The 14,856-nt window shown below is 73.1% G+C and carries 16 protein-coding genes and 1 pseudogene; 9 read left to right on the forward strand and 8 right to left on the reverse strand.

Annotation, left to right across the window (positions count from 1 at the left end):
- Positions 1-71: 71 nt before the first annotated feature.
- The gene (locus ACFWXO_RS03165; protein ID WP_380521779.1) at positions 72-527 is read left to right on the forward strand and encodes a tetratricopeptide repeat protein; all 456 of its coding nucleotides are present in this window, start codon (positions 72-74) and stop codon (positions 525-527) included.
- A 19-nt stretch (positions 528-546) separates the two neighbouring features.
- Here ACFWXO_RS03165 and ACFWXO_RS03170 read toward each other — a convergent pair whose 3' ends face one another.
- The 3 genes from ACFWXO_RS03170 to ACFWXO_RS03180 form a co-directional block, all read right to left on the reverse strand.
- Positions 547-1,107 carry a TetR/AcrR family transcriptional regulator gene (locus ACFWXO_RS03170; protein WP_380521913.1) on the reverse strand — a complete coding sequence of 187 codons (561 nt, stop codon included), beginning with the start codon at positions 1,105-1,107 and terminating at the stop codon, positions 547-549.
- Positions 1,108-1,565: 458 nt separating this feature from the next.
- On the reverse strand, positions 1,566-2,135 hold the full coding sequence (locus tag ACFWXO_RS03175) for a GNAT family N-acetyltransferase (RefSeq protein ID WP_380521781.1): 570 nt from the start codon (positions 2,133-2,135) through the stop codon (positions 1,566-1,568).
- A gap of 147 nt (positions 2,136-2,282) precedes the next feature.
- On the reverse strand, positions 2,283-2,915 hold the full coding sequence (locus tag ACFWXO_RS03180; RefSeq protein WP_380521783.1) for a hypothetical protein: 633 nt from the start codon (positions 2,913-2,915) through the stop codon (positions 2,283-2,285).
- Between the two features lie 136 nt (positions 2,916-3,051).
- Here ACFWXO_RS03180 and ACFWXO_RS03185 point away from each other — a divergent pair.
- Positions 3,052-3,166, forward strand: a pseudogene (locus ACFWXO_RS03185) (IS5/IS1182 family transposase); the annotation flags it as partial.
- 133 nt (positions 3,167-3,299) lie between these two features.
- Here the strand turns inward: ACFWXO_RS03185 and ACFWXO_RS03190 are convergent.
- From ACFWXO_RS03190 to ACFWXO_RS03210, 5 genes are all read right to left on the reverse strand, one after another.
- Positions 3,300-3,581: a hypothetical protein gene (locus tag ACFWXO_RS03190; protein ID WP_375884166.1), complete on the reverse strand. Its 282-nt coding sequence runs from the start codon at positions 3,579-3,581 to the stop codon at positions 3,300-3,302.
- Between the two features lie 258 nt (positions 3,582-3,839).
- Positions 3,840-4,289: a transposase gene (locus ACFWXO_RS03195; RefSeq protein ID WP_380521785.1), complete on the reverse strand. Its 450-nt coding sequence runs from the start codon at positions 4,287-4,289 to the stop codon at positions 3,840-3,842.
- Positions 4,290-5,003: 714 nt separating this feature from the next.
- Complete coding sequence (locus ACFWXO_RS03200) at positions 5,004-5,471, reverse strand: transposase family protein (RefSeq protein ID WP_380521786.1); 468 nt, start codon at positions 5,469-5,471, stop codon at positions 5,004-5,006.
- A 179-nt stretch (positions 5,472-5,650) separates the two neighbouring features.
- Entirely contained in the window at positions 5,651-7,105 is a 1,455-nt protein-coding gene (locus ACFWXO_RS03205; protein WP_380521788.1) for an amidase, read from the reverse strand.
- Positions 7,092-7,358, reverse strand: a complete 267-nt coding sequence (locus ACFWXO_RS03210) for a hypothetical protein (RefSeq protein WP_380521790.1) — start codon at positions 7,356-7,358, stop codon at positions 7,092-7,094. The genes ACFWXO_RS03205 and ACFWXO_RS03210 overlap by 14 nt, the downstream gene beginning before the upstream one ends.
- Before the next feature lie 137 nt (positions 7,359-7,495).
- Here ACFWXO_RS03210 and ACFWXO_RS03215 point away from each other — a divergent pair, with 137 nt between their 5' ends.
- The 7 genes from ACFWXO_RS03215 (at position 7,496) to ACFWXO_RS03245 (ending at position 14,731) form a co-directional block, all read left to right on the forward strand.
- Complete coding sequence (locus ACFWXO_RS03215) at positions 7,496-8,773, forward strand: MFS transporter (protein WP_380521791.1); 1,278 nt, start codon at positions 7,496-7,498, stop codon at positions 8,771-8,773.
- A gap of 51 nt (positions 8,774-8,824) precedes the next feature.
- Positions 8,825-9,745, forward strand: a complete 921-nt coding sequence (locus ACFWXO_RS03220; protein ID WP_380521793.1) for an MBL fold metallo-hydrolase — start codon at positions 8,825-8,827, stop codon at positions 9,743-9,745.
- A gap of 131 nt (positions 9,746-9,876) precedes the next feature.
- On the forward strand, positions 9,877-10,836 hold the full coding sequence (locus ACFWXO_RS03225; protein ID WP_380521795.1) for a helix-turn-helix domain-containing protein: 960 nt from the start codon (positions 9,877-9,879) through the stop codon (positions 10,834-10,836).
- Between the two features lie 178 nt (positions 10,837-11,014).
- Positions 11,015-12,052: an alpha/beta hydrolase gene (locus ACFWXO_RS03230; RefSeq protein ID WP_380521796.1), complete on the forward strand. Its 1,038-nt coding sequence runs from the start codon at positions 11,015-11,017 to the stop codon at positions 12,050-12,052.
- Positions 12,053-12,281: 229 nt separating this feature from the next.
- Positions 12,282-13,262 (forward strand): helix-turn-helix domain-containing protein, encoded by a 981-nt coding sequence (locus ACFWXO_RS03235; protein WP_380521798.1) that lies wholly within the window; start codon positions 12,282-12,284, stop codon positions 13,260-13,262.
- A gap of 174 nt (positions 13,263-13,436) precedes the next feature.
- Positions 13,437-14,162, forward strand: a complete 726-nt coding sequence (locus ACFWXO_RS03240) for an alpha/beta fold hydrolase (protein ID WP_380521799.1) — start codon at positions 13,437-13,439, stop codon at positions 14,160-14,162.
- A gap of 14 nt (positions 14,163-14,176) precedes the next feature.
- Entirely contained in the window at positions 14,177-14,731 is a 555-nt protein-coding gene (locus ACFWXO_RS03245) for a Dps family protein (protein WP_380521801.1), read from the forward strand.
- The last annotated feature ends 125 nt before the right edge of the window (positions 14,732-14,856 follow it).

The following is a 14,856-nucleotide window of genomic DNA, read 5'->3' on the forward strand; positions in this document are numbered from 1 at the left end:
GCCCGGCGGCGGGGCGGTGATCTACGGTCGAGGTGCGTGCGAGTGTGGCGCGGGAAGGCGGGAGGGTGGGCATGGAGTTGCCCGAGGAGGTCCACGGCGAGATCGGGCGGTTGTGCCGGGAGGGGGATGCGCTGCTCGGGGCGGCGGAACTGGTCGAGGCCAAGCAGCGTTACGTCGAGGCCCTGCGGCTGTTGCCGGGCGATCACCGGCAGTGGGCGGCGGCCACCTGGATCTACGTCGCGATCGGGGACGTGCACTTCCGGCTGGGCGTCCACGACCGGGCGCACAAGTGCTTCCGGAACGCCGTCCAGTGCCCCGGGGGGCTCGGCAATCCGTACGTCCACCTCCGGTTGGGGCAGACCGCCTTCGAACTGGGCGACCACGACCGTGCTGCGGATGAGTTGATCAGGGCGTACATGGGTGCCGGGGCCGAGGTCTTCGAGGGGGAGGATCCCGCGTACCTCGGGTTCCTGAGGACCAGGGCGGAGCTGGACCGCCCCGACCCCGGGGCCCCGGACCGCACCTGACCGGCCCGTCCCCGGCAGGTCAGGTGCGGTCCGCCCCGGGGGTGTCGAGGAGGTCGGTCACCAGGCGCTGGGCGTAGGTGGCGTCGAGGCCGGACGGGCGGAAGAGGATGCGGTACATCAGGGGGGCGACGACCCGGTCCATGGTCGTCTCGACGTCGGGGGCGGGCTCGCCGCGGTCGGTGGCCCGGGTGAGGACGGCGTCGAGCTGTTCGGCCGCGTAGGCGGAGCACTGGCCGGCGTTGCTGCCGTCCGGGTCGCCGAGCAGGGCGTCGCGGGTGTAGGCGCGGCCCGAGGGGGAGGCCATCTCGTCGAGGAACTGTTCGGCCCAGGCGGTGAGGTCGGCGCGCAGGTCGCCGTGGTCGGCCGGCGCGCCGTCGGGGCGCAGACGTTCCACGGCGACGTCCGACAGCAGCTCGGCGAGGTCGCCCCAGCGGCGGTAGATCGTCGACGGGGTGACCTCGGCGCGCTGGGCAACCAGGGGGACGGTGAGCGCGTCCCGGCCCACCTCGGTTAGGAGTTCGCGGACGGCGGAGTGCACCGCGGCCTGGACCCGGGCGCTGCGCCCGCCGGGGCGGACCATCTGCTTGCGGCTCATGACTCCACTTTAAAGCACAGTTCTTGCGTTTAGCGGACGTCTCATTGGGGGCCTTGAATCGAGTGCGAGAGTTCCGGCCCGGGTGATACACGGTCTGCGTGACTGAGCAGTTCCCAATCCGCCTGGGATCGATCGGCAGGACGTCGGGCGGGCGTCGGCGGCGAGGACGAGTTCTTTGTTCGTCCTGCGGGTGGCCCGGCGGGCTGACCGGTCGGAGACCAGGCCGGCTATGGCGGCTTGGGTCTCGGCGAAGTATTCGAGGCGGCCGGTTTAGCGCTGCGCCACTGCCTTGCCGGATCGCGGCGGACAGCATGGAGCGGTCCACTCCTGACAGCGCAGCCAGGGCCGAGTGCGGAAGAGCGTGTCCCAGGTGCGCGAGCGTGGCCGGCACCCGGTCGACGCACACCGGACGATGCTTCGGGCCGGCACCAGCCTCGCGCCGCCTACGCCTGCCGCCGCTCCCACTGCTCCTTCGTGATCTCGTACCGCACACCGCCGAGCTCGGAACCCTCGACCGCCATCATGAAGTCCGGCGTGGGGATGTTCTCCGCGAGCGTCATCCCGAGCTTCTCCATGACGTTGCGCGAAGGGCGGTTCACGGTCATCGTCTCGGCCCAGACCATGCGGATGCCGAGCTCGCCGAACCCCTTCACCAGCAGCGCCTGCGAGACTTCGGTGGCGTAGCCCCGGCCCCAGGCCGCCTGGCGCAACCGATAGCCGAGTTCGGCCTCCTCGCGCGGGCCGCTGCGCCGCGGGCGCAGGCAGAACCAGCCGACGAACGCGCCGCTGTCCTTCTCGTGCGCGGCGAACAGACCGAGGTCATGATTCCAGCGCTCGTAGCCGGCGAGGATGCTGGGGATGGCGAGGTCGCGGACCTCCTCCGGCGGGGTTGGAGTGCCGCCGTTCAGGTAGCGCATCACCGCCGGGTCGCTGTCCAGCTCGATCAGCAGGTCCGCATCGGCGGCGGCGAAGGGGCGGAGGATCAGGCGCTCGGACTCGAGGTAGGTGGTCACGTGAGGATCTTGGCCGAGGCGGGTCGGGCGGTCCAGGGAGTTTTCGTCCCGAGGTTCGGAGGTCAGGTTCCGCGTCAGATCGGCGTGCCAGCCACGGCGGCCCTGCTGTCCGTCGTCGAGGTGAGGCACGGGCCTGCCCGAACGTGATCACGAGGTCCCGGGGCCCGTTTCCGGCCCCGGGACGGGATATCCGATCTGCGTCAGATCATCGTCGAGATCGGCGAGGTCGACATCCGGGTTCAGTGCGGATACGACGCTCTGGGTGAGAGGTCGCAGCGCATAGACGTGACGAACGGCCTCGATGTCGACCGCGACCTCGTAGTACTCCTCCGCGAACTGTTGATATGCCTCGGGACGGCCATCGGTCAGAACGTCGAACAACCATTCCGCGCTGCCGCCGTCCTCCACCCCCGCCGGCAGGGGCTCGATGGCCCCGGCCCTCCACGCGGAGCCTGCCTGTTCACGCCAGAAGCACACGGTTGCCCGCGGTGTCCCGTCCTCTTCGCTGAACGCAGGCTCCGCAACGTGGTGGAGAAATGCCGCCGGCACCCCGTCGAACAACCCGGGCCACGGGACCGGGGGCGTGACCCGATACGGACTCATCGGCGACTCATGATCGAAGCCACGGGCATACGCGCCCGCCGGCGAGAAGACGATCGAGTAGTCGTTACCGCACCCGTCACGCATCGAGGCCATCTCCTCGGTCGGCGACCACCGGGAGTCGAACGAGTAGAACCGGGACTCCCAGTCCGGGCTCAGGATGGCGTCCAGGACGGCCATGGCGCGGGAGCGATCCCGAACGGTAGAGATCTCCGGCAGCTGACGGGTTACTTCATGGACAGACATGTGCCTCATCCAAGCCGATCCCACTGACAGAACCCACACCGCCCACGTGACATCGTGGATTCCACAGAAACGCACCTTCGGCTGGCTCATGAACCACCGCCGCCTGGCCCGAGACCACGAAGCCCTCCCCCGCCCGTTCCGAAGCCATGGTCCACGTGGCGATGATCAACCTCATGACCCGCTGACTCACCAGCGAAGCCACCCCCACCTGGCATGGAACCTGACCTCAGAACTCGGTTCTGGCACAGATCTTGGGGAGCGGCCGCGGAAGGTGACAGGTTCGTTCGATTGCAGGGAGGGCCACGACCCTGGAGACCGTCAGCGTTCACGCATTCTGGTCCACCACCAGCGCGTCATCGCCCACTCACTGTAGTTGGGCTCCGGCAAGGTGCGGCGCTCGAATTCCTCATCGATACGCGCGATCAATCGGCCCAAGTCCCGTTTGGCTCCGGGCGGCAGGTGCAGCATCGCCCACTCCAGGTCATCACGGGCATCTCCCACCCCCGGCGAATCAAACGCGGAGGCGTCCAGGTAGCGTCCGGGCTGCTTAAGCGCCCACTCGAAACGCCAGATTGCCTTGGCGACCGCGTTGGGCCACATCTCCTGGTCCTCGACCCGGCGGATCGCAGCACGAGTCCGCGCGGAGACACCAGGGACCCTCAGGACCGGATACTGCCATCGTGGCCGCCACCGCTCTGCACGGACGGCCTTGGGACGCCTACGCGGCATCGCCCTTTCGGATCAACATGAGGTCATCCTGCCACGGCTGGGTACCTGCATGCACTGGCTATATGCCCGCCGCGGCAGGGGTTCCTGCTGTCCGGTTCTCGCGCGGCTCTTGGGGAACATCGCGAAGTGTTACTGGAGAAGGATCATCTTGCGGAGCAGCTCGAAGCCGGCGCGACCGTAGAGCTGCCGCTTGATCTTCTTGATGCGGTTGACGGCGCCCTCGATGCTGCCGGAGCTCCAGTCGAGAGTGAGCCCTGCTGTCACGGCGTCGAGGTCTCGGAGCAGGTGGAGTGCGAAGCCGGTGAGGCCCGGTAGCTGGCTGGCGTCGACTGCGTCGATCCAGGTGGGGAGTGTGGAGCCGAGGCGGTCGGTGAGGATCTCGCCGAAGTCGCGGACGTGTCCGGCGGCCTTGTCCAGTTCGGGGTAGCGGGCCAGGACCTCCTTCAGGCCGGCCCGGTCCTCCTCGTTCAGGGTCGAGGGGTGTCGGGTGAGCCAGCCGGTCACCTGCCGCACCGTCGGCGGTCGCGGCGGCGCGCCGGCCGGAGCCCCGCGGAGGGTGGTGATGCGGGAGCGGTCCATCTGGTAGGTGACGGGCGCGTTGTCGGCAACGAGTTCACTGTGGAGGTGGGTGACGCTGGTGCATCCCGCGGCGAAGCGTCGCTCCAGGTAGGGCTTGTAGGGGTCCAGTCTGCTGGGCCGGGGGCGGTGTCGCGGATGGTGTCCTGCCAGCGTGCGGCGTTCGCGTGCCGGAGGACGGTGTTGAGGCCCCAGCCCAAGTGTCGGGCGATCGCCCGGCGTGAGTGGCCTTGGGCCAGGAGCTCGTGAACCTGGGCATGTGCCGCCTTGTTTCTCTCGGCACGTCGGCCGACGGGCTCCGAGTCGTCCTGCGGTCGACCGGAAGCAAGTCCGGTGGCCTCCGGCAGCATGCTGCTGGGCGATGGGTTGCGCAGGCAGTCGCGGTGGGCGGCGACGCAGGTCTCCACGGCCCGGCCGAGGCCCTGCCACAGAGGGAACCGGTCAGCGACCTGCAGAGCGTCAGGGGTACCGCGCCGTGCGCCTTCGGCGGAGGCGCCCCCCCGGTCCGGCAGATGATCTCCACGCCGGGGTGACGGACCAGCCACGCAGCCAGCGGCCCGGCCTCACGTGTCGGGAGCACATCGACCACGCGGTGGTCTTCGACGCTGGTCAAGACGGTGGAGTAGGTCTGGCCACGACGGATCGCGAAATCGTCCACGCCCACACGCGGCGTGCTGAACGCGGGATCGGGCAATGCCATGACCCTGCGCAACAAGGTCATCCTTCCCGCGCCGAAGCCCAGCTGGGCTGCCAGCCGGGCGCCGGCCCGACCGGCGAGCGCGAGCCCTCGCGCTCCAGGGCATGGTTGAGCCGGGTGGTGAACCGTGCGTACGGGGCAGCCAGCCGCGAGAACCGCTCAGCAAACGTCCGACGCGGACAGTCCGCCGCCCCACAGATGAAACGCCGGACCACCAACCGGATCACGAAGCCCTGCTCAGCGAGCGGAAGATCCTTCAATCTGCGGCGATATCGGTCGTGCACCGGGTCCGAGAAGCGGCCACAGTCCGGACACTCCGCCCCGGCACCCCGGCACCCCGGCACCCCGGCACCCCGGCCCCGCGCCACCACCTCGACCGTACCGAACAAGGCGGTCACCGCCTCGACGTCCAAGTCGTCGATCCCGTCGAACACGAGCGAGTCCCAGAACGATGCAGTGGTCTGCATGACCAGCACGATCACCGCCACCGGCCGACCACGGCAGATACCACAAAGGAGGTGATGGAGCGTCACTTCCGGCTGCCGGGCAGCCAGGCGTACGCGGTCTCACGCGACCCAGCCCCTCGCAATCGAACACCAAGGTGACGTTCCGCGACCGCTCCCCAAGATCTGTGCCAGAACCCAGAAGTCAGGGACGAAACGCCCGGTCAGCGGGGCTCGCTCGGCAGGTCGGCCCGGCTCGCGAGTGCCCGGGCGGGCTGTGCCCGCTCCGGCTGCGTCGGCTCCGGCTGCGTCCGCTCGTAGGCGTGGCCCACCCGCAGCAGGGTCCGCTCGTCGAGGGGGTGTCCGAGCAGTTGGAGGCCGATGGGCAGGCCCGCCGTGTCGTGGCCGACCGGGACGGACAGGGCGGGCACCCCGGTGATGTTCGCCGGGGCGGAGAGGCGGACGTAGGCGTCGGAGACGCCCTCGACCGTGCCGTCGGGCCAGGTGACGGTGGCCTGGCCGACCCGGGCCGCGGTCATCGGGACGGTCGGGGCGGCGATCACGTCGACCTCCTCCAGGACGCGGGCCCACTCGGCGCGCATCAGGGTCCGGGCGCGTTGGGCGCGCAGGTAGTCGCCGGCGCCGAGCAGCTCGCCGGCCTCCAGCAGGACCCGCACGTCCGCCCCGTACAGCTCGGGGGCGGTGCGCAGGGTGCGCGCGTGGTAGGCGGTGGCCTCCGGCACCATCAGGCCCCACTGGGTGGCCTGGAGGTAGCGGGTCAGCGGGATGTCGACCTCGACGGGCCGGGCGCCGAGCTCCGCCAGGTGGCCGACGGCCCGGTGGACGGCATCCGCCACCTCCGGGTCGACGTGGTCGAAGTAGTGGTTGGTCGGCACGCCGACGCGCAGGCCCGTCAGGTCCGCGGCCCGGTCGAGGTCCCGCTGCGGCCGGTGGTCGACGGCGGGGGTGTCCAGCGAGGCGGGGTCGCGCGGGTCGTGCCCGGCGAGGGCGGTCAGGACGAGGGCGGCGTCCTCGACGGTGCGGGTGATCGGCCCGACGTGGTCCAGGGACCAGGACAGCGAGGTGACGCCGTGCCGGGGGACCAGGCCGTACGTCGGCTTGAGGCCGACCACGCCGTTGAGCGCGGCGGGCACCCGGATCGAGCCGCCGGTGTCGGTGCCGAGCGCGAAGGTCGCCGCCCCGGCCGCCACCGCGACGGCGGACCCGCCGCTGGAGCCGCCGGCGACCCGGGAGGCGTCCCAGGCGTTGCCGGTCTGCGGGGTGGTCAGGCCGTAGGCGAACTCGTGGGTGTGGGTCTTGCCGACCAGGACGGCGCCGGCGGCCCGCAGCCGGGCGGTGACCGTACTGTCGGCGCTCGCGCGGTGGTCGGCGCGGACCCGGGAGCTGGCCGTGGTCGGCAGGCCGGCGACGTCGATCAGGTCCTTGAGGCCGACCGGGACGCCGTGCAGCGGCCCCCGGTACCGGCCCCGGGCGATCTCCCGCTCGGCCTCGCGGGCCGCGGCGCGGGCCTGCTCCCCGGTGACCGTGACATAGGCCCCGACCTGCGGCTCCACCCGCTCGATGCGGTCGAGGACGGAGTCGACCAGTTCGACGGGGGACAGTCGCCGCTCCCGGATCTGCTCGGCGGCCTCGGCGAGGGTCAGCTCATGCGGCTGCATCGTTCTTCTCCTTCTCCTTCTTCTCCTGCTCCGGCTCCTGCTCCGGCTCCTGGTGGCCCGCGTGCTCCTGCGTCGCGCGGTAGGCGCTGCCGGGCGGGGTGTCCCCGAAGTCCAGTTCGCGCAGGACGGCGACGACGGAGCGGATGTGCTCGGCGGTGGCCGCGACCTCGGCGTGGCGGTCGTCGGGCAGCGGGAGTCCGGCCAGGGTGGCCCAGCGGGCGGCCTCGGGCGGGGTGAGGGCGGGCGAGGACATTGGAGGATCCCTCTTCCGGTCGGGCGGGAACGGCGGAGCGCCCCGCCGAGAGCTAAAAGCTAACGGCTTGCGTTAGTGCGACTGTAGGTTCTATCGTCACTTAACGCAAACACATTGCTTTTACGGGAGGGAGTCCCATGTCCGGCCTTCTGTCAGGCCCCCTGACCGGCCGTCCGACCGGCCGTCTGACCGGCCCGGTGGCGCGCGCCTCCGCCCACCGGAGGAACCGCGCGGCGACCTTCGCCCTCGACGCGTCCGTCCTGGCGGCCCTGCTGGCCGCCTCCAGCGCCCCGACCCCGCTCTACCCCCTCTACCAGGACCGCTGGGGCCTCTCCGCGCTCGCCGTCACAGTCGTGTTCGCCGCGTACTCCCTGGCCCTGCTGTCGGCCCTGCTCACCACCGGTGCGCTCTCCGACCACCTGGGACGGCGCCCCGTACTGGCCGGCGCACTCCTCGCGGAGGCCGCCTCGATGCTGCTCCTGGCCTCGGCGGACGGCGCCGGCACCCTGACCGCGGCCCGCCTCCTGCAAGGAGCGGCGACCGGCGTGGCCACCAGCGCCGCCGGCGCGGCCCTCCTCGACCTGGCCGACCCCCGGCACCCCGGACGCTCCGCCCTGACCAACACCATCGCCCCGGTCGCCGGCATGGCGGCGGGCGTCCTCGGCTCCACCCTCCTCGTCCGCTTCGCCCCGGCCCCCACCACCACCGTCTACCTGCTGCTGGCGGCGCTCTTCGCGGCCCAGGCGACCGCCGTCGCCTTCACCGCGGAGACGGCCCGCCGCCACCCGGGCGGGCTGCGGTCGCTGCGCCCGCGACTCGCCCTCCCGCCCGCGGCGCGTCGCACCCTGCTGACCACCGGCACCGCCGTCGTCGCCGTCTGGGCCCTGGGCGGCTTCTACTCCTCCCTCGGTCCGGGCCTGGTGCGCCTGGCCGCCCCCGAGGCCCCGCAGGCGGCCCGCGGCATGGTCTTCTTCACCCTCAGCGCCACCGCGACCCTCACCGTGTGGGCCCTGCGCCGCGCCGACCCCCGTACCGCCGTCACCCTCGGCTGCCTCGCCGTCCTGCCGGCCGCGCCCCTCGCCCTGGCCGGACTGCACGGCGCCGGAGCCCCCGCCGTCCACGGCGGCGCGGCCCTGGCCGGCGCGGCCTTCGGCGCCGTCTCCCAGGGGACCCTGCGCCTGCTCCTCGCCCCGCTCGCCGAACGGGACCGCGCCGCGACCCTCGCCGCGTACTACGTGCTCAGCTACCTCTCCATGAGCCTGCCCGCCATCGCCGCGGGCGCCGCCACCCGGCAGTACGGGCTCGGGACCACCTCCCACGCCTACGCCGCCGTCGCCGCCCTGCTCGCCGTGGCCGCCCTCGCGGCCCTCGCCGGGTCACGGCGCCGGGCGGCCGCGGCCCACCCCGACCGCTGACGAACACCCACCGACGTACAGCCCACCGAACCGCAAAGGAAACGACCGACCGTGCAGACCCCCTCCGCCACCCCCGCCACCGCCACCCCCGCCACCGCCCCCTCCTGGACCGTCGGCGACCTCACCGTCCACCGCATCGACGAAGTCCCGCTGCCGCCGGCGACCGGGCCTTGGCTGCTGCCCGACGCCACCCCCGAGGTGGTGGCCGGCCACGACTGGCTGCGCCCCGACTTCGCCGGCCAGGACGGCGTCCTCCACCTCGACAGCCACAGCTTCGCGTTCGTCGTGGACGGGCTGCGGGTGCTGGTCGACACCGGCATCGGCAACGGCAAGCAGCGCGCCAACCCGGCCTGGCACGACCTGCGCACCGACTACCTGGAGCGCCTCACCGCGGCCGGGTTCGCGCCGGAGACCGTCGACCTGGTGGTCCTCACCCACCTGCACGCCGACCACGTCGGCTGGAACACCCGGTGGGAGGACGGCGCGTGGGTGCCGACCTTCCCCGCCGCCCGCTACCTCACCGCCCGCGCCGAGCGGGAGTTCTGGGCCGGGTACGACATGGACGAGGCCCGCGCGCAGATGTTCCGCGACTCCGTCCTCCCGGTCGAGCGGGCCGGACAGCTCGATCTGGTCGACGTCCCGGCCGAGGGCGTGCAGATCGTCCCGGGCCTGCGGCTGATCCCCACCCCCGGCCACACCCCCGGGCACATCGCCGTCGAACTGGCCGACCGCGGCGAGACCGCGCTGATCACCGGCGACTGCGTGCACCACCCGGTGCAGCTCGCCCACCCCGCGATCGGCGCCTGCGTCGACATCGAGCCCGAGCGCTCCGAGGCCACCCGCCGCGCCCTGCTCGCCTCCTTGGCCGGCACCGACGCCCTGCTGCTGGGCACCCACTTCGCCCCGCCCACCGCCGGCCGGGTCGTCGCCCACGGCGACGCCTACCGGCTGCAGCCCGTCCCGGCGGCCTGACCGGCGGCCCGCTCGGCTCCCGCGCCGTGCCGCACCCGCTCGGCAGTCAGATGACTTAACAGGCCCCCGGGCCCGGAGGTCAGGCTGAATCGGCAGGGTTTCGGCGAAAGGGCGGTCAGGTGGGTTCGCAGGTGACGACCGCGTCGGTTCCGGAGGACGCGACGGCGACGCTCTGGAGTGCGGAGCTGTCACGGACACTGGTGCCGGTCGAGGTGGTCCCGCTCGCCGGGCGGCCGCTCGCGGGCCGGCTCGCGTCGCACCGGCTCGGATACGTCCGGATCTCGACGCTGGAGGCCGACGCGGCGCGGGTCTCCCGGACGGCGGCGCTGATCGCACGGGCCCCGCTGACGGAGCCGCAGGTGGGGGTCGGGGTGCAGGTGTCGGGTCGGGCCGTGCTGGAGCAGGACGGGCGGCGGGCGGCGGTGTCGGCGGGCGGGTTCGTGCTGTACGACACGGCGCGGCCGTACTCGGTCGACTACCCGGAGGGTTTCCGCACCCACCTCTTCCACCTGCCGCGCCGGTTGCTGGGCGTGCCGGAGCACGAGCTGCGGCAGGTGGCGGGTACGGCCGTCACTCCGGCCGAGGGGTACGGTTCCGTGCTGGTGCCCTTCCTCAACGCCCTTGCCGCGTTCGCGCACTCCTATCCGGCCCCGGTCGGTGACCGGCTGCCCGGCAGTGTCGCCGACATGCTGAGCACGCTCGTCGCCCAGCTGGCCGCCGTGCACACGGCCGAGGTGCCCGGCGCTCCGAACGAGCACCTGGTGCGCCGGGTGCGGGAGCACATCGACCGGAACCTGGCCGACACGGAACTGTCGCCCGAGACGATCGCACGGGCCCACCACATCTCCGTGCGGTACCTGCACCGGCTGTTCGAGGGCGAGGGCGTGACGGTGAGCCGGCTCATCCAACGGCGCCGGCTGGACGCGTGCGCCCGGGAGCTCGGCCGCCGGGGTCGCACCGCGCCGACGGTGTCGGCGGTCGCCCAACGGTGGGGCTTCGTCAACCCGGCGCATTTCAGCCGGGCCTTCCGGGCCGCCTACGGCGTCTCACCGCGCGAGTGGCGCGCGCTCCGGACCGCCGACACCGGCTGACGACCTGCCCGGTGCGGCCGGGATCCGTGCACGGACAGGCCACTACGGCCGCCGCTGCGGTCGTACGGTCGGGCGGCGTGCGCGTGGCGCGGGGAGGCGCGGCCGGCACCTCGCCCGGCGGCCACCAGGTGCCCGGCACGCGACCCCGTGCCCGTCCGATCACGCCAGGAGCGACGAGTTGTCCGACACCACCCCCGCGCACCTCCGACGACCGGTGCTCGACCGGGCGCTCCAGGAGTTCCTGGACACCTCCGCCGGACAGGCGGCGACGGAGCTCCCGGACCTCTCCCGCCTGGCCCCGGGCGAGGCCCCGGACGAGGCGCGGGACGTCGGCGCGCCGCCCGGCGGGAAGGCAGCCGGCGGGGAGGCGACGGGCGGGGATCCGGACGATCCGTACGGCACCACCACGGAACGGCTCGCCCTGCCCTGCGGACCCACCGGGCGGGTGCACGTCCAGGTGACCAGACCCGTCGGTGCCCCCGAGCCGAGCCCCGTCGTGCTGTTCCTGCCCGGCCTCGGCTGGTCGCTCGGCGACGCCGCCGCCTACGCCCGGCTGGTCCGGGAGTTCGCGCTGGGGACTGACGCCGCCGTGGTGTACGTGGACTACGCCCGGGCCCCCGGGGCCCGCTACCCGGTGGCCGTCGAGCAGTGCTACGCCGTCGCCCGCTGGATCCACGCGCACGGCCGTGAGGTCGGCCTGTCGGAAGACCGGATCGCCGCCGTCGGCGACTCCGCGGGGGGCAACCTGGTGGCGGCGCTGACGCTGCTCGCCCGGCAGCGCGGGGACGTCCGGCTGGTGCACCAGGTACTGCTGTGCCCGGTGACCGCCGCGGACTTCGACACCCCGTCCTACCGCCGGTTCGCGACGGGGTACTTCCTGCACCGCGACCACATGCGCCGGTTCTGGGACGACTACCTGCCCGAGGTGGACCGACGGCGGGAGGTCACGGCCGCGCCGCTGCGGGCCACCCCGGAGCAGCTCGCCGGGCTCCCCCCGGCGCTCGTGGTCACCGCCGAGGCCGACGTGCTGCGGGACGAGGGCGAGGCCTACGCGGCCAGGCTCCGTTCGGCGGGCGTTCCGGTGGTGGCGACGCGCTACCAGGGGGCCGTGCACGGCTTCCTCCTCCTCGACGGGCGCCATCCCACCGGCACCGCCAGGGCCGCGCTGATCCAGGCCGTCGACACCGTGCACGTGGCGTTGCACCGCCGTCCCTGAGGCCGGTGCTCCTGGTGTGGCCGGTGTTCCTGTGAGGCCGGGGTGACCGCCGGGGCGGTGATGCGCGGAGAGTCAACAGCGGATACGCGCAGAGCGCACCACGCCGTGGTGCGGCGGCTAACGTCGGCGTCCGCCGCCGGGCTGCCCGGACCAACCCCGCCGCGAGTTCGGCCGCGAGGCGGGGACCGCACTGTCGGCTCCGACGGCCGATCGATCCGGGAGGAACCCCGTGCCCACCGAACTCTCCACCACGTCCCTGTCCGCCGCCGACCGCGCGGAGTGCTGGCACGAGGCGGTGTCCCGTGCCTTCGTGCCGATGGCGGTGAACCTGCTGGAGGAGGAGCCGTCCCCCGGAACGATCGTCAGCCGCCAGCTCGGCCCGGTGCGGATCTCCCGCGTCCAGGCGGGGCCGCAGGTGGTGTCGCGCGGCAAGCACCTGATCGCCAAGGACGACCGGCGGTCCCTCATCGTCAGCCTCCAGGAGCGGGGCAGCGCGATCAAGGAGCAGGACGGCCGGGAGGCGCTGATCAGGCCGGGCGAGTTCTCCCTCACCGATTCGTCCCACCTGTTCCGCAAGAAGCTCGACGGCGGATTCGCCTTCACCTCCTTCCAGTTCCCCCGCGCCGACCTGGACGTGCCGGAGCGGGACCTGCGGGCACTGACCGCGACGGCCTTCACCGGCAGCGAGGGCATCGCCGCGCTGGTGGCGACCTATCTCGCCCAAATGGCGCGCGAGGCAGGCGGGTTGGAGGAAGCCGCCGGCCGCCGGGCGGCGGCCACCGCGCTCGACCTGGTGGCCCAGCTCGTCGACGAGCGGCTCGAACGCGCCCGGGCGCGGACTCCGCGCAACGCGGCCTCATTGGAGCGCGTCAAGGCCCACATCGTGCGGAACCTCTACGACCCGGACCTGTCACCGGCCGGGATCGCGGCGGCGAACTTCATGTCGGTCCGCTTCCTCCACAAACTGTTCCAGCCCGAGGGGGTCACGGTCGGCGGGTGGATCCGGACGCAGCGGCTGGAGCGCTGCCGCCGGGACCTGCTGCGCCCGATGGCCGGGGAGCTGGGTGTGGCGGGCGTCGCGAGGCGCTGGGGCTTCGCCAACTCCAGCCATTTCAGCCGCGCCTTCCGCGCCGCGTACGGCATGACGCCCCGCGACTGGCAGCTCGGCGGCGGCGGGCCGGCCGACCAGCGCCCAGCCGCGGGCGTCTGAGGGGACGGCACCGGCCACGACCTCGGCCCCGGAGCGGCGAGGGGTGCGCGGACCGGCAGGAGGGCGTGCGCGCTCAGGACAGGCGCCCCGCTTACGTGTTCCTAGCCTGATGACCACCAGCAGCGCGCAACCGAGAGGGCCCAGGAACAGGGGCCCGGGAACAAGGACTCAGGAATGACGAATCACGACACCCCGACCGTCGTGCTGGTGCACGGCGCCTTCGCCGACGCCTCCAGCTTCGCCCGGGTCGTCCCCGAACTGCTCGCCGACGGACTGGAGGTGGTGGCACCGGCCGTGCCCAACCGCAGCCTGCTCGGCGACGCCGCCTACATCGCGTCGGTGGTCCGGGGCATCCCCGGCCCCGTTGTGCTGGTCGGACACTCCTACGGGGGCGCCGTGATCACCGTCGCCGGCGCCGAGGAGAACGTCAAGGCACTGGTGTACCTGGCCGGTTACGCCCTGGAGGAGGGGGAGAGCCTGGGCGAGCTGCAGGGCCGTTTCCCCGACTCCGAGCTCGCCTCGGCGCTGGTGTACACGCCCTTCCCGCTGGAGGGTGCGGACGGCGGGGGCACCGACGTCTCGGTCGAGGTCGACCGCTTCCCGGCGATCTTCGCCGCCGACGTCGACCCGGCACTCGCCCGGGTCCTCGCGGTCTCGCAACGCCCGCTCGCCGCCGCGGCCTTCGGCGAGGCCGCGCCGGTCGCCGCGTGGCGGAGCAAGCCGTCCTGGGGGCTCGTCTCCTCCGCCGACCGGACCATCAACCCCGAGGTCGAGCGGTTCGGCTACCGGCGGGCCGGGATGACCACCGTCGAGGTCGACTCCTCGCACCTGGTCATGCTCGCCCACCCCGAGCCGGTCGCCGACCTGATCCGCACCGCCGTCCGCACCGTCACCCACTGACCGGGAGAACCACCGTGACCAGCCAGCCGCGCCTCCACCAGCACACCCCCGAGATCCAGGCCTTCGGCACCGTCACCCAGCTGCCGATCGCGCTCTCCCACGACGCCCGGCTCTACTCGTGCCAGCGGCTCAACCGCGTCCTCGCCGACACCCAGTTCCTGTACGCGCTGTACAAGAAGCACCACTGGGGCATGCGCGGCCCGACCTTCTACCAGCTGCACCTGCTTCTCGACAAGCACGCCCAGGAGCAGCTGGCCCTGGTCGACGAGCTGGCCGAGCGGGTGCAGAGCCTGGGCGGCGTCGCGGTGGGCGACCCCCGCCACGCCGCCGAGATCACCGGCGTACCGCGCCCGCCGGACGGCGTCGAGGACGCACCGGCGATGCTCTCGCGGCTCCTCGACGCCCACGAGGCCATCCTCGCGGAGGCCCGCGACGCGGCCACCCGCACCGCGCGGCTCGGCGACGACGGCACCCAGGACCTCCTGGTCTCGCAGGTCATCCGCACCGGCGAGGCCCAGGTCTGGTTCCTCGCCGAGCACCTCGTCGTCACCCCCGGGCCCGCGGCGTGAGCAGCGGGGGGGGGGGGCGCGGGCCCCCCCCCCCCCCCCCCCCCCCCCCACGCTGGGCCCGCCCCCGCACACGCGGGGGGGCGCGCGCGCCGCCCCCCCCCGCGCAGGGCGAGAGAGCGGGGGGT

The organism is Kitasatospora sp. NPDC059088 (assembly GCF_042738155.1).
Classification (GTDB): Bacteria; Actinomycetota; Actinomycetes; order Streptomycetales; family Streptomycetaceae; genus Kitasatospora.